This window comes from Micromonospora sp. WMMD558 (assembly GCF_049315255.1).
GTDB lineage: Bacteria > Actinomycetota > Actinomycetes > Mycobacteriales > Micromonosporaceae > Micromonospora.
On record NZ_CP186061.1, the window covers coordinates 4,703,877 to 4,723,481 of the forward strand.

At 73.8% G+C, this 19,605-nt stretch carries 18 protein-coding genes and 1 tRNA gene; 13 read left to right on the forward strand and 6 right to left on the reverse strand.

Going from position 1 to position 19,605, the window contains the following annotated elements; all coding sequences use genetic code 11:
• Window positions 1-61 precede the first annotated feature (61 nt).
• Window positions 62-1,684 carry an alkaline phosphatase D family protein gene (locus tag ACN26Y_RS22275; protein WP_155332152.1) on the reverse strand — a complete coding sequence of 541 codons (1,623 nt, stop codon included), beginning with the start codon at window positions 1,682-1,684 and terminating at the stop codon, window positions 62-64.
• A gap of 589 nt (window positions 1,685-2,273) precedes the next feature.
• On the opposite strand from ACN26Y_RS22275, the gene ACN26Y_RS22280 reads away from it, so the two are divergent.
• Window positions 2,274-2,867: a hypothetical protein gene (locus ACN26Y_RS22280; protein ID WP_422733471.1), complete on the forward strand. Its 594-nt coding sequence runs from the start codon at window positions 2,274-2,276 to the stop codon at window positions 2,865-2,867.
• 381 nt (window positions 2,868-3,248) lie between these two features.
• Here ACN26Y_RS22280 and ACN26Y_RS22285 read toward each other — a convergent pair whose 3' ends face one another.
• Together ACN26Y_RS22285 and ACN26Y_RS22290 are read right to left on the reverse strand one after the other, a co-directional pair.
• Window positions 3,249-4,700: an MFS transporter gene (locus ACN26Y_RS22285; protein WP_422733472.1), complete on the reverse strand. Its 1,452-nt coding sequence runs from the start codon at window positions 4,698-4,700 to the stop codon at window positions 3,249-3,251.
• Between the two features lie 36 nt (window positions 4,701-4,736).
• Window positions 4,737-4,973: a hypothetical protein gene (locus tag ACN26Y_RS22290; RefSeq protein WP_155332155.1), complete on the reverse strand. Its 237-nt coding sequence runs from the start codon at window positions 4,971-4,973 to the stop codon at window positions 4,737-4,739.
• Window positions 4,974-5,153: 180 nt separating this feature from the next.
• Here ACN26Y_RS22290 and ACN26Y_RS22295 point away from each other — a divergent pair, with 180 nt between their 5' ends.
• Together ACN26Y_RS22295 and ACN26Y_RS22300 are read left to right on the forward strand one after the other, a co-directional pair.
• Window positions 5,154-6,302 carry a geranylgeranyl reductase family protein gene (locus ACN26Y_RS22295; protein ID WP_422733473.1) on the forward strand — a complete coding sequence of 383 codons (1,149 nt, stop codon included), beginning with the start codon at window positions 5,154-5,156 and terminating at the stop codon, window positions 6,300-6,302.
• A 116-nt stretch (window positions 6,303-6,418) separates the two neighbouring features.
• Complete coding sequence (locus tag ACN26Y_RS22300) at window positions 6,419-6,595, forward strand: hypothetical protein (protein ID WP_196255662.1); 177 nt, start codon at window positions 6,419-6,421, stop codon at window positions 6,593-6,595.
• Between the two features lie 203 nt (window positions 6,596-6,798).
• On the opposite strand, the gene ACN26Y_RS22305 is transcribed toward ACN26Y_RS22300, so the two are convergent.
• Window positions 6,799-7,458, reverse strand: coding sequence for a nucleotidyl transferase AbiEii/AbiGii toxin family protein (locus ACN26Y_RS22305; RefSeq protein ID WP_230688715.1), 660 nt, complete (start codon window positions 7,456-7,458; stop codon window positions 6,799-6,801).
• Entirely contained in the window at window positions 7,455-7,796 is a 342-nt protein-coding gene (locus tag ACN26Y_RS22310) for a hypothetical protein (RefSeq protein WP_155332158.1), read from the reverse strand. Before ACN26Y_RS22310 ends, ACN26Y_RS22305 begins: the two co-directional genes overlap by 4 nt.
• Window positions 7,797-8,326: 530 nt before the next feature.
• On the opposite strand from ACN26Y_RS22310, the gene ACN26Y_RS22315 reads away from it, so the two are divergent.
• The 9 genes from ACN26Y_RS22315 (at window position 8,327) to ACN26Y_RS22355 (ending at window position 18,580) form a co-directional block, all read left to right on the forward strand.
• Window positions 8,327-8,908 (forward strand): hypothetical protein, encoded by a 582-nt coding sequence (locus ACN26Y_RS22315; RefSeq protein ID WP_422733474.1) that lies wholly within the window; start codon window positions 8,327-8,329, stop codon window positions 8,906-8,908.
• Window positions 8,909-9,351: 443 nt separating this feature from the next.
• Window positions 9,352-12,621 (forward strand): formate dehydrogenase, encoded by a 3,270-nt coding sequence (gene fdh, locus ACN26Y_RS22320; protein WP_422733475.1) that lies wholly within the window; start codon window positions 9,352-9,354, stop codon window positions 12,619-12,621.
• A gap of 2 nt (window positions 12,622-12,623) precedes the next feature.
• Entirely contained in the window at window positions 12,624-13,697 is a 1,074-nt protein-coding gene (locus tag ACN26Y_RS22325; protein WP_155334240.1) for a 4Fe-4S dicluster domain-containing protein, read from the forward strand.
• The gene (gene nrfD, locus ACN26Y_RS22330) at window positions 13,694-14,698 is read left to right on the forward strand and encodes an NrfD/PsrC family molybdoenzyme membrane anchor subunit (RefSeq protein ID WP_155332162.1); all 1,005 of its coding nucleotides are present in this window, start codon (window positions 13,694-13,696) and stop codon (window positions 14,696-14,698) included. The genes ACN26Y_RS22325 and nrfD overlap by 4 nt, the downstream gene beginning before the upstream one ends.
• A gap of 178 nt (window positions 14,699-14,876) precedes the next feature.
• Window positions 14,877-14,972: transfer RNA gene (locus ACN26Y_RS22335), tRNA-Sec, on the forward strand.
• Window positions 14,973-14,990: 18 nt separating this feature from the next.
• Complete coding sequence (gene selA / locus ACN26Y_RS22340; RefSeq protein WP_155332163.1) at window positions 14,991-16,298, forward strand: L-seryl-tRNA(Sec) selenium transferase; 1,308 nt, start codon at window positions 14,991-14,993, stop codon at window positions 16,296-16,298.
• Window positions 16,299-16,300: 2 nt separating this feature from the next.
• Window positions 16,301-18,058, forward strand: a complete 1,758-nt coding sequence (selB, locus tag ACN26Y_RS22345; protein WP_155332164.1) for a selenocysteine-specific translation elongation factor — start codon at window positions 16,301-16,303, stop codon at window positions 18,056-18,058.
• 68 nt (window positions 18,059-18,126) lie between these two features.
• Window positions 18,127-18,324, forward strand: a complete 198-nt coding sequence (locus tag ACN26Y_RS22350) for a hypothetical protein (RefSeq protein ID WP_155332165.1) — start codon at window positions 18,127-18,129, stop codon at window positions 18,322-18,324.
• An 85-nt stretch (window positions 18,325-18,409) separates the two neighbouring features.
• Window positions 18,410-18,580 (forward strand): amidophosphoribosyltransferase, encoded by a 171-nt coding sequence (locus tag ACN26Y_RS22355; RefSeq protein WP_155334241.1) that lies wholly within the window; start codon window positions 18,410-18,412, stop codon window positions 18,578-18,580.
• Between the two features lie 24 nt (window positions 18,581-18,604).
• Here ACN26Y_RS22355 and ACN26Y_RS22360 read toward each other — a convergent pair whose 3' ends face one another.
• Window positions 18,605-19,255 (reverse strand): hypothetical protein, encoded by a 651-nt coding sequence (locus ACN26Y_RS22360; RefSeq protein WP_155332166.1) that lies wholly within the window; start codon window positions 19,253-19,255, stop codon window positions 18,605-18,607.
• A gap of 138 nt (window positions 19,256-19,393) precedes the next feature.
• Here ACN26Y_RS22360 and ACN26Y_RS22365 point away from each other — a divergent pair, with 138 nt between their 5' ends.
• On the forward strand, window positions 19,394-19,588 hold the full coding sequence (locus tag ACN26Y_RS22365) for a hypothetical protein (RefSeq protein ID WP_155332167.1): 195 nt from the start codon (window positions 19,394-19,396) through the stop codon (window positions 19,586-19,588).
• The last annotated feature ends 17 nt before the right edge of the window (window positions 19,589-19,605 follow it).

The window sequence follows — 19,605 nt, forward strand, 5'->3', positions numbered from 1 at the left end:
GACCGCATGACGAACCGGCCGGTCCCCGAACGGGGCCGGCCGGTTCGTCATGTCCTCGTCGTCAGACCAGCGGCGCGCTCTCCCGGCGCAGCCGCGCCGAGCCGGCGGCCACCGACCACCCCGCCACCCAGCGGCTACCGGTCGCGGCGCGCGTCCGGTCGGCCAGGTGGTACCAGTCCATCCGGCAGCGCTGCCGGGTCACCTCCAGCACGCCGTAGCCGTGCCCGTCCAGCTCCGTCCACCGCACGTGCGGGTTGGTGGAGCGGATCAGGCCCGCACCCAGGGCGCTGAGCGCGTTACCCGCCGGCAGGCCCAGGAAGTCGTTGACGTTGTCGCTGGTCACCGACGGCACCACGAACTCGGCGGCGGCCGGGTCGCTGAGCCCGGTCGACCTGGTGGTCACCTCGTTCGCCCAGGACGTATGGATGTCACCGGTCAGGAAGACGACGTCCTTCGTGCCGTTCGACCGCAGGTGGTCGATCAGTTCGTTGCGGTCGGCGTTGTACCCGTCCCACTGGTCGGTGTTGAGCACCGCCCCGTTCTGCGGGATGCCCAGCAGCGTGCCCAGCGGCCCCAACAGCCACGCCGGCAGGGCGCCCACGTCCAGCCGGGAGATCATCACCGGGTTGCCGACCAGCTTCCAGCGCGCGTCCGACGACGCCAGGCCCGCCTTCAGCCACGCCATCTGCGCGTCGCCGGTGAGGGTCCGCCGCGGGTCGTCGACCGCCACCCCCGAGGCCTGCTGCGACCGGTACGTACGCAGGTCCAGCATGGACAGGTCGGCGAGCCGGCCGAAGCGCAGCCGCCGGTAGATGGCACCGTCCGCGCCGGTGCGCACCGGCATCCACTCCGTGTACGCCTGGCGCGCCGCCGCCACCCGGTCGGTGAAGCTGCCCTCGGTGCCCGGTGTGTGGTTCTCCGCCCCACCCGACCACTGGTCGTTGGCCACCTCGTGGTCGTCCCAGGTGATCGCCCAGGGCACCGCCGCGTGCAGGGCCTGCAGATCCGGGTCGCTCTTGTAGAGCGCGTGCCGGATCCGGTAGTCCTGCAACGTCAGGGTCTCGTGCGCCGGACGGACCGGCCGCACCACCGTGTCCCCGGCGGCGAACTCACCGGTGCCGTACTCGTACAGGTAGTCGCCGAGGTGCACCACCAGGTTGAGGTCGCCCCGCTCGGCCAGGTGCCGGTACGCCGCGAAGTACCCCGCCTCCCAGTTCGAACAGGACACCACGCCCAGTCGCAGCCGGTCGATCTCGGCGTCCGCCGCCGGGGCGGTCATCGTGCGACCGATGGGCGACCAGGCTCCGGCGTAGCCGAAGCGGAACCAGTACGTCGTGGCCGCCGCCAGCCCGCTGACCGCCACCTTGACGGTGTGGTCACGGGCGGGACCGGTCACCAGCGTCCCCTGCGCGGCCACCGACGCGAAGTCCGGGTCGGCGGCCACCTGCCAGGCCACCGTGACGTCCGGGCCGACACCGGAGCCCGGCTGCGATTCCTCGGTGGGGGTGAGCCGGGTCCAGAGCAGGACGCCGTCGGGCAGGGGGTCACCGGAGGCCACGCCGTGTCGGAACGCGCCGCCGGCGGCCTGGGCCGGGCCGGCGAGGGTGGCGCCGGCGAGCACGGCCGTGCCGGCTGAGGCGCCGGCGACACGCAGGAGGGTACGACGGTCGAGGGTGTTCGTCATGGTCTATGTGTCTACCGTCAAGTACGCCCCGTCCGCTGCCCCGCACGGCCAGTGTTCTCCAGTCTTTCCATCGGGGTTCGTAATTGCCGTGTCCGGCGTCCGTCTGCTCTGGACGGTCGCGCTCCTCGCTCGGCTCGGCTAGGCGGTTGCGGTGGGTGGTGCAGTTCCGCGGGGTGGGATTCTTGGAAGGGTTTGGCCCCTGGAGGGGCCGAATTCTTCCGTGATCTCGGTGCGTCACCTGCGCGTGCTGGGCGGTGTGTCCGGTTGGTCTGTGCCGTGTCAGGCCGGGTGTCGGGTTTTGGGGGTGTGGTCGGCGGCATCGTGGGGGTGGAATGGGGGCGGGGGCGGGGTCGTTACATCACCTGGACGATCGAGCAGGGCCCCGCCCCGAGCGGGTGGATGCGGCCCCTCGGGCCGGCCGGAATGATGGCGGCCGCCTGGTCGTTACATCTGGTCCCGGCACCACCTGCCCGCCCCCCTTGGGACTGGTGATCATCCCCCGAATGTCTGTGAGCGCCGGACGGTGCTTGCGTCACCACGCCCGATCCCCCTGTGGCGGGTGGCGTCTTCCCCCGAATGGAGCTTGATCATGAACACGATGCTGCGTAAGAGCGTTCTCGGTATCGCTGGTCTGGCCGTCGCCGGTGGTCTCGCCGCCGGCCCGCTGAACCACGACACCACCACCGCCGGCACGGTCGGCACCACGTCGCTCGCCGCCGCCGTGCAGGCCGACAAGCCCGACACCGGCAAGCTGATTCCGCACGGTGTGCAGGGCAAGCAGTCGCGTGTCGACCTGGACGACGAGCAGGTCGCGAATGTGAAGGCGATCATCGCGGCGACGAAGAAGGCCGACATGGACGAGCGGGCCGCCGTGGTGGCCATCGCCACCGCGTTGCAGGAGTCGAAGCTGGTCAACCTGGGTCACCTGGGTGAGCGCAACGACCACGACTCGCAGGGCCTGTTCCAGCAGCGCCCGTCCAGCGGGTGGGGCACGGTCGAGCAGATCACCGACCCCGAGTACTCCACGCTGGCGTTCCTGAAGGGTCTCAAGCAGGTCGACGGTTGGCAGGACATGCCGCTGACCAAGGCCGCCCAGACGGTGCAGGTGTCGGCGTACCCGTTCCACTACGCCCAGTGGGAGACCCAGGCCGCCGACCTCGTCGCCGAGCACTGGAACAACTGACCCACAGTCTTTCCTCGACAGGGGGAACCAAGCCGCTGGCCGGCACCCGAAATCCGGGTGCCGGCCAGCGGTGTATCCGCACCCCCGCGCCGGACGTGGTCGTGGTCACCGGGGTGGGTGGAACAGGAGGGCGGGGTAGCGTGTTGAGTCGGGTGTCGGTGTGTCCAGTGTCCCCGGGCCTCACCTTAAATGCCGTCGCGGAATACCAGTCCGGCTGGAGCCGCCACGCGCCACTCGCCGAGAGGCGACCTGCACACCGACACCCCAGCGCCGCCCCCGAGCCCACACCGGGCTCGGGGGCGGCACTGCCTCCACAGCAGGAAACCCCGCCCGTACCCCTGAAGAGCTGAACCGGCCGGCCGGCGTACCCCCGGAAAGAGCTCAGCCCCGGCGGCTGCGGAGGATGTCGACGAGGGCCGCGACCAGCGCGAGCGCGATGGTGCCGCTGGCGATCAGCAGTGAGTTCCGGAAGGCGACCGACCAGTCGCCGCCGCTCGCGGCGAGGGCGGAGAAGAAGGTGGAGCCGACGGCGGCGATGCCGGCGGCGGAGCCGATGCGTTGCCCGGTCTGGAGCATGCCCGCTCCACTGCCCGCCTGACGGACCGGGACCTGGGAGAGGGTGAGGGTCTGGTTGGGCGCGATCACCAGGCCGCTACCGAGACCGGCCAGCAGCAGCGGTGCGGCGGTCCACCACGGTACGGGTACGCCGGCGGGGACCCGGTCCAGCGCGAGGACGACGCTGAGCAGGCCGCCGACGACGGCGAGGAGCCCGACCGCGACGAGGGGTCGGCCGTACCGGTTGACGATCCGGCCGCCGATGGCGGACGCGGCGGCCGAGCCCAGGGCGAACGGGGTGATGGCCAGGCCGGCGACGAGCGCGCTGTAGCCGAGGCCGTTCTGGAGGTACAGGGTGAAGACGAAGAAGATGGCGGTGAAGCCGCCGAAGTAGATCAGCGCGATGAGCGCGCCCAGCCCGTACGATCGGACGCCGAACAGCCGCAGGTCGAACAGCGGCTCGCGGCGGCGGGCGTACCACCGTTCCCATCCGGCGAAGGCGGCCAGCGCGAGCAGCCCGGCCGGTACGAGCAGCCACCTGGCCGGGTTGCGCCACTGCTGCTGTACCAGGGGCAGCAGGACGAGCAGCACGCCGATCCCGAGCAGCACCACGCCGAACGGGTCCAGCCGCCGGTGGTCGGGGCGGCCCCGCGGTCGGTGGGGGAGCAGCCGCCAGCCGAGGGCGACGGCGAGGACGCCGACGGGCACGTTGACGAAGAACACCCACCGCCAGCCGTGTTCGGTGCCGCCGACGTGGATGAGCAGGCCGCCGAGGAGGGGGCCGACGGCGGTGGAGATACCGATGGTCGCGCCGAGCAGCCCGAACGGCCGGGCCCGTTCGGGGCCCTGGAACAGTTCCTGGATCAGCCCGGTGACCTGCGGGTTGACCACCCCGGCGGCGGCGCCCTGGAGCAGGCGGGCGGCGACCAGCCAGGCGGGGGAGGGTGCCAGGCCGGCGGCGGCGCTGGTGACGGTGAACAGGGTGATGCCGACGACGAAGGCGGTACGCCGGCCGTGCGCGTCGCCGAACCGGCCGGCGGGCACGAGCACCAGCCCGAAGGTCAGCGCGTACCCGGACAGCACCCACTGGAGGTCGCTCGGGGACGCTCCGAGTGCGCGCTCCATCGACGGGACGGCGACGTTGACGATGCTGACGTCGAGCAGTGTCATGAAGGCGGCGACGAGACCGACTCCGAGGGCCGGCCAGCGCCGCCGGTGCCCGGGTGGCGGGTCGCCGGCGGGGCGTGCCGTCGGGCCCGGAGACGGACGATCACGCATACGCTGACCGCTACCCCGAGCCCGGGTGGTGAAGCGTCACGCAAGCTGCTGCGCGCAGAACCGCGGGCCGAAGTCCAGGCCGGCCATGGGCGAGTCCTCGCGGTGCAGGAGGTTCTTCTGGGTGAGCTGGTGCAGGGGTGCGCGGAGCTGCTCCTCGGTCAGCCCGGTCTCCTCGGCGATGAGGTCGGGGTAGGGGACCTGGCCACGCGCTTCGAGGGTCGCGACCGCGTCGTACACCCGTTCCTCGACCTCCGACAGTTGCACCTGCTGCATGTCGTCCTCCTTCGGTACCCGCCCACGGTGCAGGCGGCCTGCGCCGCGGTTACCCGGCGGGTGACCGAAGATGCCCACCCGATCGGGCGGTGTGGGGTGCCGCGCCGGTCCCGTGTGACGGGCCGTTTCGACCTCGCCTCGGCTCGACATGATCGGCCGGACAGGCCCTAGGCTGCAGCGGTGACCTTCTGGGATCTCGCGGTGGTGGGCGGGGGTCCGGCGGGCCTGTCCGCCGCGAACGTGGCCGCCCGCGCGGGTGTCCGCACGCTGGTGGTGGAGCGTGCCGCGCATCCGCGGTACAAGACCTGCGGCGGCGGCCTGATCGGCACGTCCCTTGCCGTGGTGGGCGACCGGGTAGAGGTGCCGGCGCACGACCGGGTGGACCGGGTGACGTTCACCCGGGACGGGCGGAGCCGGTTCACCCGCCGTCACGACGAGGGGCCGCTGGTGACGATGGTGCGCCGGGAGGAGTTCGACGACCGGCTGCGGGCGGCCGCGGTCGCCGCCGGGGCGGAGCTGCGCCAGCGGGTCGCGGTCCGCGCGGTCGAGGAGGTTCCCGAGGGGGTACGCCTGCGGCTCGCCGGCGGGGAGGCGGTGACCGCCCGTACGGTGATCGGCGCCGACGGGTCCTCCGGGGTGACCGCCCGGCACGTGGGTGTCCGCCACCGGCAGGTGGACCTGGGGCTGGAGTTGGAGCTGCCGGTGCCGCCGGCGGAGCAGGCGCGCTGGCGGGGCCGCGTGCTGCTGGACTGGGGGCCGCTGCCCGGCTCGTACGCGTGGGTGTTCCCGAAGGGCGATCTGCTCACGGTGGGGGTGATCGCGGCGCGGGGGGCGGGGGAGCGGACCCGGGCGTACCTGCGGTCGTTCGTGGAGCGGCTGGGTCTGTCGGGTGTGGAGCCGGTGCACGACTCCGGCCACCTCACCCGCTGTCGCCGTGAGGATTCGCCGGTGCGTCGGGGGCGGGTGCTCGTGGCGGGTGACGCGGCCGGTCTGCTGGAGCCGTGGAGCCGGGAGGGCATCAGCTACGCGCTGCGCTCCGGCGCGCTGGCCGGCGCGGCGGTGGTCGCCGACGACCTGCCGGGGTACGAGCGGGGGGTCGCCGAGGTGTTGGTGCCGTCGATGCGTGCCGGGCACCGCCTCCTCGACGCGTTCACCCGCCGGCCGGAGGTCTTCCACGCGCTGCTCGCGACTCCACCGGGCTGGCGGATGTTCGTGCGGTTCTGTCAGGGGCGGGCGAGCTTCGACGAGACGTTGGCCCGGATGCCGGTGCGGGCCGCGCTGGCGCTGGTGGACCGCCTCCCCGCACGCTCCTTTCCCATAGGATCCTAGGACGCTCTACGCGGTGTGACGGGGCAGGAATTCACCGCCTGGCCAGCGCCCGGGATCACGGCTGGCCAGGCGACCAGGGACGGGCGGAGAATGAATGCCGACGAGGGAGGCGCCCGATGAGTGAGCCGCCGTTCACCGACGACGAGTACACCTTCCTGCGGCACGCCCGGTTCGGCGAGCTGCCCCCGGCGGCCCGCCCGGAGGAGCGGGTCGAGCTGACCGAGACCGAGCCGCGTCGGGACCGCCCGGAGCCGGACGACCCGCACCGCTGGGACCTGCGGCACGGCGCCTGACCCGAGCCGCGGCGGGGCGGCTCCCTCGGTGCTCCCGTCATCCGTTTCCGGCCGGCCGGCCGGCCGGCCAGGGTAGGGGAGATGACCCCGGAGCCGCTCGTACCTCGGCGAGGAGGAGGACGCCGACCGCCGCGTCCTCGGGTCTGCGGCTCCCGGGTGCGGTGGGCGGCGTCAGGTTGGCGCTGGCCGACGCGGGTGGACGGTCAGCGGGGCCAGGTGGTGAAGCGGCTGCGGACGTGCGCGACGCGGGCGGCCCCCAGGCCGTAGCGGGCGAAGCGGGCGTCCGGCAGCCGGTCGAGGTAGCGGCCGGCGTCGCGGACGTCCGCCGGGTCCAGGCCAGGGTCGAGCTGCCAGGCGAGCGCCAGCAACTCGGCGACGTCGTGCCGGTCGAGGGCCGCCGCCACGTCGATGTAGTCCCGGACCTCGCGCCGGTTCACCAGGGCGGCGGTCTTGCTGGCCATCAGGTCCCGGACGTCCATCACCGGGCCGAGGTCCATCACGACCGGGCTGCGGTGCCGGTCGAGGCGGGCCAGACTGAGCCGCAGCTGCCGCCCGTCCCGGCTCACCACGAAGTCCCGCAGATCCCGGTCGAAGCCGTCGAACAGCCCGGCCAGCTCACTGTCCGGATCCGCGTCCTCCACGACGAAACCGGCGCGCTCCAACGCCACCCGGACGTCCCCGGCCGCTGCCGCGGCGGCCCCCTCGACGTCGGCGAACAGGTCCACGTCCTCGGTCGGGCGGGTCACCAGCCCGTGGGCCGCCCACGCCACGCCACCGCCCAGCACGAACCGGTGCGGCCCGGCCGCCGACAGAGCCAGCCGGGCCACCTCCCGGTAGAACCCGTGCAGGTGCGCGGTGGTCACGCCGTACGGAGACCGGGGTGACGGCTCTCCCACGCCTGGCGTACGCCTCGCGGCAGGTTGAGCAACCGCCACACCCGTCGCAACGTCCGGCCGTTGATCAGATCGCGAAGATCGTCGGTGCGGGTGGTCTCCCGCAGGACGTTCTCGTACATCCACAGCAACTGGTCCGGGTCGCCCAGGTCGAAGCGGCGGTCCGGGCACCACATCAGCCGTACCGGCAGCTCGACGACGCCCCGGGTCGGGCCGGCCAGCTCGGCGAGCGTACGGGCCACCACAGCGGGTCGGCCGGGCCGTGCCTGATGGGGCACGCCGGCTGCCGTGGGGGAGAGGCCCTGCATGGTGTCAGCGTAACGCCAGACTGGCCGGGTGGGTGGTGTCGGCTCAGCCCTGTTCCGTGGCGAGATCTTGGAAGGGTTTGGCCCCTGGAGGGGCCGAATTCTTCCATGATCTCGATGCGTCCCCTGCGCCGGCTGGGTGGTATGTCCGGTTGGTCTGTGCCGTGTCAGGCCCGGGTGTCTGGTTTGGGGGTGGTCGGCGGCATGGTGGGGGTGGAATGGGGGCGGGGGCGGGGTCGTTACATCACCTGGACGATCGAGCAGCGCCCCGCCTTGATGGCAGGGCGAGCGGCCCCGGAATGATGGCGGGCCGGCGGTCGTTACATCTGGTCCCGGCATCACGAGCGCCGCCCACCCCGCAGGGTGTGGCCTGCGGATCCCCCGGGTTGCCGGTCTTGGTTGCACCCCGTCTGGTCCACCCCCTGGGCCGTGGACGGGATCCCCCGAAGTCTTTCGAGTGCCTGAGTGGTGCTCGCACCCCGCCGTGGTCCCCCTCGTGGTGGTGGTGTCGATCCCCCGAATGGAGCTTGGTGATGAACACGATGCTGCGTAAGAGCGTTCTGGGTGTTGCTGGTCTGGCGTTCGCCACCGGTGTGTTCGCCGGCCCCGCTCACGCCGCCCCCGTGGTGGAGTCGAAGCCGGTCGCCGCCACGGTGCTGGCCGACAAGCCCGACACCGGCAAGCTGATTCCGCACGGTGTGCAGGGCAAGCAGTCGCGTGTCGACCTGGACGACGAGCAGGTCGCGAATGTGAAGGCGATCATCGCGGCGACGAAGAAGGCCGACATGGACGAGCGGGCCGCCGTGGTGGCCATCGCCACCGCGTTGCAGGAGTCGAAGCTGGTCAACCTGGGTCACCTGGGTGAGCGCAACGACCACGACTCGCAGGGCCTGTTCCAGCAGCGCCCGTCCAGCGGGTGGGGCACGGTCGAGCAGATCACCGACCCCGAGTACTCCACGCTGGCGTTCCTGAAGGGTCTCAAGCAGGTCGACGGTTGGCAGGACATGCCGCTGACCAAGGCCGCCCAGACGGTGCAGGTGTCGGCCTACCCGTTCCACTACGCCCAGTGGGAGACCCAGGCCGCCGACCTCGTCGCCGAGCACTGGAACAACTGACCCACAGTCTTTCCTCGACAGGGGGAACCAAGCCGCTGGCCGGCACCCGAAATCCGGGTGCCGGCCAGCGGTGTATCCGCACCCCCGCGCCGGACGTGGTCGTGGTCACCGGGGTGGGTGGAACAGGAGGGCGGGGTAGCGTGTTGAGTCGGGTGTCGGTGTGTCCAGTGTCCCCGGGCCTCACCTTAAATGCCGTCGCGGAATACCAGTCCGGCTGGAGCCGCCACGCGCCACTCGCCGAGAGGCGACCTGCACACCGACACCCCAGCGCCGCCCCCGAGCCCACACCGGGCTCGGGGGCGGCACTGCCTCCACAGCAGGAAACCCCGCCCGGCCCGGGCGGTCCCGGTATCCGAGGTAATCGCGGTGGTCGGGGTCGCGAGTGTCGGTCGGCTGCCCTAAGGTTCGAGGGGTCGGGGTCGGCGCCGGGAGGGGGTGGCGCGGTGGGTCTGCGGACCTTCATCGAGGGCTGGCCGGTCTACCGGCAGCTCACCGGCACCGATCCGCTCGGCCGGGGTGCCGCGGCGCAGTCGAAGCGATCGGCGGAGCTGACCGCCCGCACGGAGACCGCGGACCGGGTGGCCCGCTCGGTGTGTCCGTACTGCGCGGTTGGCTGTGGGCAGCGGGTCTACGTCAAGGACGAGCAGGTCGTCCAGATCGAGGGCGACGCGGACAGCCCGATCTCCCGCGGCCGGCTCTGCCCGAAGGGTTCGGCCAGCAAGAGCCTGGTCACGAGTCCGTTGCGGGAGACGAAGGTCCGTTACCGCCGGCCGTACGGCACGGAGTGGGAGGATCTGGATCTCGACGTCGCGCTCGACATGATCGCCGACCGGGTCCTCGCCGCCCGTGAGCAGACCTGGGAGGACGTCGACAGCGAGGGCCGGCCGTTGAACCGGACGCTGGGCATCTCCAGCCTGGGCGGGGCGACCCTGGACAACGAGGAGAATTACCTCATCAAGAAGTTGTTCACCGCGATGGGGGCGCTCCAGATCGAGAACCAGGCGCGCATTTGACACTCCGCCACCGTCCCCGGTCTGGGGACCAGCTTCGGTCGCGGTGGGGCGACGGATTTCCAGCAGGCGCTCTCGCGCTCTGACGTCATCGTCATCCAGGGTTCGAACATGGCCGAGGCCCATCCGGTGGGCTTCCAGTGGGTGATGGAGGCGAAGAAGCGCGGCGCGAAGGTCTTCCACGTCGATCCGCGGTTCACCCGCACCAGCGCGCTCGCCGACACGTACCTGCCGATCCGCGCGGGCACCGACATCGCCCTGCTCGGCGGGGTGGTGCGCTACATCCTGGAGAACGAGCTTGACTTCCGGGAGTACGTGCTGGCTTACACCAATGCGGCGACGGTCGTCAGCGAGCACTTCGTCGACGCCGAGGACCTGGACGGGCTCTTCTCGGGCTTCAGCCGGGAGACGCGCGCGTACGACCAGACCACCTGGCAGTACGCGGGCCAGGAGCGGGACGGCGGGATCGAGGACACGGGCCGGGAGCGGGACAGCGCTGCCGGCCTGCGCCACGAGTCGCACGGTATGCCGGTGGCGGCCGTCGCCATGCGGGACGAGACGTTGCAGCATCCGCGTTGCGTCTACCAGATCCTCAAGCGTCACTTCGCCCGCTACACGCCGGAGATGGTGGAGCGGGTCTGCGGCGTCCCGCAGGAGAAGTTCCTCGAGCTGGCCCGGGCCTGGACGGAGAACTCCGGGCGGGAGCGGACCGGCGCGCTCGTCTACTCGGTGGGCTGGACGCAGCACAGTGTCGGCGTGCAGTACATCCGTACCGGGGCGATCATCCAGTTGCTGCTGGGCAACGTGGGGCGACCCGGTGGCGGCGTCCTGGCGCTGCGGGGGCACGCCAGCATCCAGGGCTCGACGGACATCCCGACGCTGTTCAACCTGCTTCCCGGCTACCTGCCGATGCCGCACCACGCCAGTCACCCCACCTTCCAGCAGTGGGTGGACAGCATCCGCCACCCGGGGCAGAAGGGCTACTGGGCGAACGCGCGGGCGTACGCCGCCAGCCTGCTCAAGGCGTACTGGGGGGACGCGGCGACGCCGGAGAACGACTTCTGTTACGGCTACCTGCCGCGGATGACCGGCGATCACGGCACGTACCAGCAGGTGCTGAACATGATCGACGGCAAGGTCAAGGGGTACTTCCTGCTCGGTCAGAACCCGGCGGTCGGCTCGGCGCACGGCAAGGCGCAGCGCCTCGGCATGGCGAACCTCGACTGGCTGGTGGTCCGCGACCTGTTCATGATCGAGAGCGCGACGTTCTGGCGGAACAGCCCGGAGGTGGAGACCGGTGAGATCGTGCCGGAGGAGTGCCGCACCGAGGTCTTCTTCCTGCCGGCCGCGTCGCATGTGGAGAAGGAGGGCACCTTCACGCAGACCCAGCGGGTGCTGCAGTGGCGGGAGAAGGCGGTCGAGCCGCCGGGTGACGCCCGCTCGGAGTTGTGGTTCTTCTACCACCTGGGGCGGCGGCTGCGGGAGCGGCTGGCCGGCTCCGACAAGCCGCGCGACCGGGCCCTGCTGGACCTCGCGTGGGACTACCCCACGCACGGTCCGCACGCGGAGCCGAGCGCCGACGCGGTGCTGCGCGAGATCAACGGGTACGAGGTGGCCACCGGCCGTCTGTTGCCGTCGTTCACCGAGGCCCGCGACGACGGTTCCACCGCGATCGGCTGCTGGATCTACACCGGCGTCTACCAGGACGGGGTCAACCAGGCCGCGCGCCGCAAGCCGCGGCACGAGCAGGACTGGGTGGCCGCCGAGTGGGGCTGGGCCTGGCCGGCGAACCGGCGCACCCTCTACAACCGTGCCTCCGCCGACCCGGAGGGTCGGCCGTGGAGCGAGCGCAAGAAGTACGTCTGGTGGGACGCCGGCAAGGGCGAGTGGACCGGCTACGACGTGCCGGACTTCGAGCGGACGAAGCCGCCGTCGTACCGGCCGCCGCCGGGTGCCGCGGGTGTGGAGGCGATCTCCGGCGACGACGCGTTCATCATGCAGGGGGACGGCAAGGGCTGGCTGTACGCGCCCAGCGGCGTCCTCGACGGGCCGTTGCCGACGCACTACGAACCGCCCGAGTCGCCGATGCGCAACCTGATGTACGGGCAGCAGGGCAACCCGATGCGCAAGATCTACCACCATCCGGTGAACCGGATCAATCCCAGCCCGCCGGAGCCGCACAGCCAGGTCTACCCGTACGTGTTCACCGTCAGCCGGCTCACCGAGCACCACACCGCCGGTGGGATGAGCCGGTTCGTCCGGCCGCTGGCCGAGTTGCAGCCGGAGATGTTCGTGGAGGTGTCGCCGGAGCTGGCCGTCGAGGTCGGGCTGGCGCACCTGAGCTGGGCGCACCTGGTCAGCGGTCGCGCGGTGATCGAGGCCAAGGTGCTGGTGACCGACCGGCTCACACCGCTGCGGGTCGAGGGCCGGGTGATCCACCAGGTCTGGTTGCCGTACCACTTCGGCCGTCAGGGGATGGTGACCGGCGATTCGGTCAACGACCTGTTCGGGATCAGCCTCGACCCGAACGTGCTCATCCAGGAGAGCAAGGTGGGTACCTGCGACATCCGACCGGGCCGGCGGCCCACCGGGCCGCCGCTGCTCCACCTGGTCGCCGAGTATCAGCGTCGGGCCGGGTTGACCGGGGAGCGGAGCGTGCCGATCGTCACCACCGACGCCGGCACGGACGGGGGGCAGGTATGACGATGTTGGAGGGCGACAGCCTCCACGGGCCGCTCGACCCCGCCGCGGACGCCGGGTGGACCGCGGCGCCACCACGGATGGGCTTTTTCACCGACACGAGCGTCTGCATCGGCTGCAAGGCCTGCGAGGTGGCCTGCAAGGAGTGGAACGGCGTGCCCGCATCCGGTTTCGACCTGCTCGGCATGTCGTACGACAACACCGGCGCGCTGACCGCGAACTCGTGGCGGCACGTGGCGTTCATCGAGCAGCCCCGGCCGGCCGGGCACCGGACGCCGCCGTTCGCGGGCAACCCGACCGGGGCCGCGGTGAGCTCCGCGTCGGCGGCCGTCGCCGCCGGCAGCCCGAACGACACCGGCACCGACCCGGGCGTGCCACCGGGCTCGTCCGAGGCGGCCGCCCGGATGGCGACGAGCAGCGGGGCCGGTGGGGCGGAGCGCCACGGGACGCGGTTCCTCGGCATGCCGGCGGCGCGCCCGCCCGGCCGCACCGGCAGCGCCGAGGGGCGTACCGACTTCCGCTGGCTGATGATGTCCGACGTGTGCAAGCACTGCACGCACGCGGGCTGCCTGGACGTCTGCCCGACCGGCGCGCTGTTCCGCACCGAGTTCGGCACGGTGGTGGTGCAGGAGGACATCTGCAACGGCTGCGGCTACTGCGTCTCGGCGTGCCCGTACGGGGTGATCGACCGGCGTAAGGACGACGGTCGGGCGTGGAAGTGCACGCTCTGCTACGACCGGATCGGCGCCGGGAAGACCCCGGCCTGCGCCCAGGCCTGCCCCACCGAGTCCATCCAGTACGGCCCGCTGGACGAGCTGCGGGAGCGGGCGGCCGCCCGGGTCGCCACCCTGCACGAGCGGGGGGTGCCGGAGGCGCGGCTCTACGGGCACGACCCGACCGACGGCGTGGGCGGCGACGGCGCGTTCTTCCTGCTGCTGGACGAGCCGGAGGTGTACGGGCTGCCTCCTGACCCGGTGGTGACGACGCGGGACCTGCCGCGGATGTGGAAGCGGGCCGGCCTGGCCGCCCTGGCCATGGCGGCGGCGGCCGTCGCCGCGTTCGTCGGAGGGTCCTCGTGAGTCCGGACCGCCCGGTCGGTGACCGGTTCCGCCGCTACCGGGACCTGGCCGTCCCGGAGGCCGAGTTCACCTCCTACTACGGCCGGCCCATCCTCAAGCCGCCGGTGTGGACGTGGGACATCGCCGCGTACCTGTTCACCGGTGGCGTGGCGGCCGGGTCGTCGCTGCTGGCCGCCGGCGGGCAGCTCACCGGCCGGCCGGTGCTACGGCGGGCCGGGCGGGTCACCGCGTTGGCCGCGGTCACCGCCAGCGCGGTCTTCCTCGTCAAGGACCTGGGCCGGCCGGAGCGGTTCCACCACATGCTGCGGGTGGCGAAGCCGACCTCGCCGATGTCGGTCGGCACGTGGATCCTCACCGCGTACGGGCCGGCGGCCGGGCTCGCGGCGGTCGCCGAGGCCGCCCCGTGGCTGCCCCGGCGCGGGGTTCCCGGAGTGGTGCGCCGGGTGCTGCCGCCGGTGGGGCACGCCGCCGGGCTGGCCGCGGCGGCGACGGCGCCCGCCCTGGCCACGTACACCGGGGTGCTGCTCGCCGACACGGCCGTGCCGTCGTGGCACGAGGCGTACCCGGAACTGCCGGTCATCTTCGCGGGCAGCGCCCTGGCCAGCGGTGCCGGCGTCGGTCTGGTCGCCGCGCCGCCGCACGAGGCCGGCCCGGCCCGCCGGCTGGCGGTGGCCGGCGCGGCCCTCGAACTGTACGGCTCGCACCGCGTGGAGACACGGCTCGGGCTGCTCAGCGAGCCCTACACGACGGGCCGGCCCGGCCGGCTGCTGCGCGCGGCGCGGGCGCTGACCGTCGCCGGGGCTGCCGGGGCGCTGCTCGGCCGGCGCAGCCGGATCGCCTCCGTGGCGTCCGGGGTCGCGCTGCTCGCCGGGTCGGTGGCCACCCGGTTCGGGATCTTCTACGGCGGGGTCGCCTCGGCGCGCGATCCGAAGTACACGGTGGTGCCGCAGCGGGAACGGGTCGCGCGGCGGCGGGCGGAGACCGGCGACGCCGACCGGTGACGGCCCGCCGAGCCAGTGCCGACACGCCCAGCCGGTGACGGCCGCCCGGCCAGTGCGAGTTCGCCGACGGTAGCCCGCCGAGCCGGTGCGGCCCGGACGGCCGGCTGCGACGGTCCGCTCGGGCGGGCACCGCCGCCCGGCGGGCCGCGGCGGGCCGCGCTGTGGTCAAATGCTGCGTGGAGGCGTTCAGGCGGCTGGTGCCCCTCCCGGTCTTCAAAACCGGTGTGGTCCGGGACCCGGGCCAGGCGGGTTCGATTCCCGTCCGTCTCCGCCAAGCACGGTGGGAGTTGACGTGACAGCCGACGGCAGCGCCGATCCACGCCGGCGGGTGCCGCGCACCGACACGCTGCTGGCCGACCCGCGGGTCGCCGCCGCCGTCGCCACCCACGGCCGGGACCGGGTGAAGGCGGCCGTGCGCCGGGCGCAGGAGCAGGCGCGGCGGGGCGAGACAACCCCCGAGGGGGTACGCGACGCCGCGCTGGCGGCTCTCCCCGCCCCGGCGCCGCGGGCGGTGCTCAACGCGACCGGGGTCGTGCTGCACACCAACCTCGGCCGCGCGCCGCTGTCGCCGGCGGCCGTCGCCGCGGTGGTGGCCGCCGCCGGGCACACCGACGTCGAACTCGACCTGGCCACCGGCCGGCGGGCCCGGCGCGGCCGGGACGCCCTCGACGCGCTCGCCGCCGCGGTCCCCGACGCCGGGGCGGTGCACGTGGTCAACAACGGCGCCGCCGCGCTGGTGCTCGCCGCCACCGCGCTCGCCGCCGGCCGGGAGATCGTGGTCAGCCGGGGCGAACTGGTGGAGATCGGCGACGGCTTCCGCCTGCCGGACCTGCTGGTGAGCACCGGCGCGCGGCTGCGCGAGGTGGGCACCACCAACCGTACCCACCTCGACGACTACACCGCCGCGCTGGGGCCGGACACCGGCTTCGTGCTCAAGGTGCACCCGTCGAACTTCCAGGTCAGCGGTTTCACCTCGACGGTGCCGGTGCGCGCGCTGGCCACCCTCGGGGTGCCGGTCGTCGCCGACATCGGCTCCGGCCTGCTCGTCCCCGACCCGCTGCTGCCCGACGAGCCGGACGCCGCGTCCACGCTGCGCGACGGAGCGGCGCTGGTGACGGCCAGCGGCGACAAGTTGCTCGGCGGGCCGCAGGCCGGGTTGTTGCTCGGCGACGCCGGCCTGGTGCGGCGGCTGCGCCGCCACCCCCTGGCCCGGGCACTGCGGGTGGACAAGGTGACCCTGGCGGCGCTGGGCGCCACCCTCGCCGACCCGGTGACACCCACCCGGGCGGCGCTGCACGCCGAGCCGGCGGCGCTGCGGGCCCGCACCGAGCGGTTACGGGACGCCCTCGCCGCCGACGGGTGCAAGGCCGAGGTGGTACCGGCCGTCGCCGTGGTCGGCGGGGGCGGCGCTCCCGGCGTGGAGCTGGCCTCGTGGGCGCTGAGCCTGCCCGAGTCGTACGCGTACCCGCTGCGCACCGGGCAGCCGCCGGTGCTCGGGCGGGTGGCCCACGGCCGGCTGCTGCTGGACCTGCGCTGCGTCCCCGCCGACGCCGACGACACCGTCCGCGCCGCCGTGCTGCGCGTCCCCACGGACGGCTGACCATGTTCGTGGTGGCCACCGCCGGGCACGTCGACCACGGCAAGTCCACGCTGGTGCGGGCACTGACCGGGATGGAGCCGGACCGGTGGGCCGAGGAGCGCCGGCGGGGCATGACGATCGACCTCGGGTTCGCGTGGACCGCCCTGCCGTCCGGGCGGACGGTCGCGTTCGTCGACGTGCCCGGGCACGAGCGGTTCGTGCCGAACATGCTCGCCGGGGTTGGCCCGGTGCCGGCGGCGCTGGTGGTCGTCGCCGCCGACGAGGGCTGGATGCCCCAGTCGGCCGAGCACCTGGCGTCGCTGGACGCGCTGGGCGTGTCGTACGGGCTGCTGGTGGTGACCCGCGCGGACCTGGCCGAGCCGGGGCCGGCGCTGGCGCAGGCGCGGCACCAGCTGGCCGGCACGTCGCTGCGCGCCGTCGACGCGGTGGCGGTGAGCGCGGTGACCGGCGCCGGGCTGCCGGAGCTCCGGGCGGCCCTGGACCGGCTGGCCGGTGCCCTCCCCGCCCCGGTGGCGGACGCCCCGGTGCGGCTCTGGGTGGACCGCAGCTTCACCGTCCGGGGCAGCGGGACCGTGGTGACCGGGACCCTGGGCGCCGGCCGGCTCGCCGTCGGGGACGAGCTGGAATGCGCGGCGACCGGTGAGGCGGTCCGGGTCCGCGGGCTGCACTGCCTCGGCGTCGCCCGCGCGGAGGTCGCCGCCGTCGCCCGGGTGGCGGTCAACCTGCGCGGCACGCCCCGCGAGCGGTTCGGCCGGGGCGACGCGCTGCTCGCGGCGGGCCGGTTCCACCGCACCGACCTGTTCGACGTCCGGGTGACCGGCGACCCGGCCGCCGGCCTGCCGGCCACCCTCACCCTGCATGTCGGTTCCGCCGCCGTGCCCGCCCGGGTCCGCCCGCTCGGTACGGACACCGCCCGGCTGCGGCTGGCCCGCCCGCTGCCGCTGCTGGTCGGCGACCGGGCGCTGCTGCGCGATCCGGGCCGCCACCACGTCGCCGGCGGCGTGACCGTGCTCGATGTGGCGCCCCCGCCGCTGGCCCGTCGCGGCGCGGCCGCCGCGCGGGCGGCCGTACTGGCCAGCCTGGACGGTCGGCCCGACCTCGCCGGCGAGCTGCGCCGCCGCAAGCTGGCCCGGGCCGGCGACCTCACCCGGATGGGCGTCGCACCGGCGGGCCGGCCGGTCGCCGGGGACTGGCACGCCGACCCGGCGCACTGGCGGCGGCTCGGCACCCGCCTGGCCGAGGAGGTCGACCGGTACGCGACCGCGCACCCACTGGAACCGGGCGCCCCGGTCGAGCTGCTGCGGCAGCGCCTCGACCTGCCCGAGCGGGCGCTGGTCGCGGCCCTGGTGCGGCCCCCGCTGCGGCTGCACGCGGGGCGGGTCACCGCCGCGGCGGCCGACGTGTTGCCCGAGCCGGTGGCGCGTGCCGTCGCGCGGGTGCGCGCCGCGTACGCCGGGCACCCGTTCCGGGCCCCGGAGGCGGACCACCTGGCCGATCTGGGGCTGGGGCCGCGGGAGATCGGCGCGGCCGTGCGGGCGGGGGCGCTGCTGCGGCTGGCCGACAACGTGGTGTTGCCGCCCGGCGCGCTCGACGACGCCGTCCGGGTGCTGGCCGGGCTGCCGCAGCCGTTCACGCTCAGCACCGCGCGGCAGGCGCTGGACACGACCCGGCGGGTGGCCGTGCCCCTGCTGGAGTTGCTGGACCGGCGGGGTGTGACCCGGCGGCTGCCGGGGGACAGCCGCATCGTCGTCGGGCGGTAGCGGCGTGGCCGACGGCGGAGCGGGCGTAACCGGCCCCGCCGGGGGTGGCAGTCGCCTAGCGTCGGGCCATGGACCCTTCGGCGGTCTGGCGGGACAAGCAGCACAAGTGGCGGATCGAGGCGTACCGGGCGCCGGACCTGCGCTTCGCCATCTTCGCCACCAACGGCACCACCGAGTCCGCGCCGCTGTGGCTGTTCGGGATGACGGCGTTGGCCCGGTGGCTGATGAGCCACAAGATCTCTCTCGACGACCTGGAGGTCGACTGAGACCCCCGATCGGGGTGAATTGCGGCATTCAACCCCGTACGCCCGCGCTACCGGTCTACCGTCGCTGAATGTGAAGGACCGAGGATTGCGCACCGCCCTCACCGTGCTGGCCGGCCTCGCGGTGATCTACTTCGGCATGAGCGGCAGCGACGCGGAGGACGGGGAGGGGATCTCCGGCGGCCTGGTGGTGCTCGCCGTGCTCGCGGCCCTGCTCGTGTGGCACCTGACCAAGCCGGGGAACAACGCGGCGAAGTGAGCCGCCCCGCGTCCATGCAGCAGCTCACCGGCCCGCCGCCCGCGCGACCTCGCCGGCGGGCTCCTCGCCGAGGGCCACCCGTACCAGGGCCGACGCGAGGCGGCCGAAGTCCCCGTCGTCGACCAGCCCGGCGAGCCGCTCCGGGTCGTGGGGCAGGCCCAGCCGCCGCGCCCCGCTCAGGGCGCGCCGGTCGGCGTACGGGCGCAGGTCCGGCCACACCGCCTGGGCCTCGCGCAGGAAGATGTCCGCCCCGGTGGGCCCGATGCCGGGGAACTCGGTCAGCAGGCGGCGCAACCGGGCCGGCTGCCCCTGCCCCTCGCGGTGCATCCGGCGCAGGTCGCCGTGCCAGCGGTCCAGGCAGAGCCGTGCGCCGTCGCCGAGCATCGTGGCGGTCCGCTCGTCGTACCGGCGGTAGTGGCCCCGACCGAGGGCGTCGACCCGGTCCTGCCAGCTCGCCGCCCGCATCGCCTGCGGGGTGCGGTAGCCGGCGGCGAACAGCTCCCGGGCGGCGGCCACCGCCACGCACGCCCGGATCCGGGTGCTGAGCAGGGTGGCCAGCACCAGCAACTGGTAGAGCGGCCCCGGCCGGTCGGCCAGTCGGACACCGGCCTCCTCGGCGTACGTGCGCCCGCCCCGCTCCAGCAGCACCCGTGCCGTCCTGCGGTCATCGCCCATCGCGCGGGGGTACCCGGCCGGTGCGGCGTTAGCCCTGCCGGGGGACGGCGGGACCGGAATGGCGCCGGTGGCGGCGGGTACCCGGTCGGGGAGGCGGCGTACGCCGTGCGCCGCCGCCCACGCGGAAGGAGACATCCCGTGACGAACCCGCAGCAGCAGGAGTTCCGGCGCAACGCCCGGGGCTCGAACGTCCAGGACAACAAGGGGCCCGGGCCGAAGGGCCACCCGCTCAACCGGGGCTCCTCGCGGGGTGACGAGGGACGTCCGGTGCCCAAGGGGCAGATCTCCCCGTACGGCCCCGCAGCGGAACCGGTGGCCGAGGACGAGAGCTGACCGCCGGCACACACCCG

Excerpts from the sequence above, each read along its gene's own strand:
- ACN26Y_RS22275 (WP_155332152.1), bottom strand. The coding sequence starts at position 1,684 with ATGACGAACACCCTCGACCGTCGTACCCTCCTGCGTGTCGCCGGCGCC.
- ACN26Y_RS22280 (WP_422733471.1), top strand. The coding sequence starts at position 2,274 with ATGAACACGATGCTGCGTAAGAGCGTTCTCGGTATCGCTGGTCTGGCC.
- ACN26Y_RS22285 (WP_422733472.1), bottom strand. The coding sequence starts at position 4,700 with ATGCGTGATCGTCCGTCTCCGGGCCCGACGGCACGCCCCGCCGGCGAC.
- ACN26Y_RS22290 (WP_155332155.1), bottom strand. The coding sequence starts at position 4,973 with ATGCAGCAGGTGCAACTGTCGGAGGTCGAGGAACGGGTGTACGACGCG.
- ACN26Y_RS22300 (WP_196255662.1), top strand. The coding sequence starts at position 6,419 with ATGAGTGAGCCGCCGTTCACCGACGACGAGTACACCTTCCTGCGGCAC.
- ACN26Y_RS22310 (WP_155332158.1), bottom strand. The coding sequence starts at position 7,796 with ATGCAGGGCCTCTCCCCCACGGCAGCCGGCGTGCCCCATCAGGCACGG.
- ACN26Y_RS22315 (WP_422733474.1), top strand. The coding sequence starts at position 8,327 with ATGAACACGATGCTGCGTAAGAGCGTTCTGGGTGTTGCTGGTCTGGCG.
- ACN26Y_RS22325 (WP_155334240.1), top strand. The coding sequence starts at position 12,624 with ATGTTGGAGGGCGACAGCCTCCACGGGCCGCTCGACCCCGCCGCGGAC.
- selB (WP_155332164.1), top strand. The coding sequence starts at position 16,301 with ATGTTCGTGGTGGCCACCGCCGGGCACGTCGACCACGGCAAGTCCACG.
- ACN26Y_RS22350 (WP_155332165.1), top strand. The coding sequence starts at position 18,127 with ATGGACCCTTCGGCGGTCTGGCGGGACAAGCAGCACAAGTGGCGGATC.
- ACN26Y_RS22360 (WP_155332166.1), bottom strand. The coding sequence starts at position 19,255 with ATGGGCGATGACCGCAGGACGGCACGGGTGCTGCTGGAGCGGGGCGGG.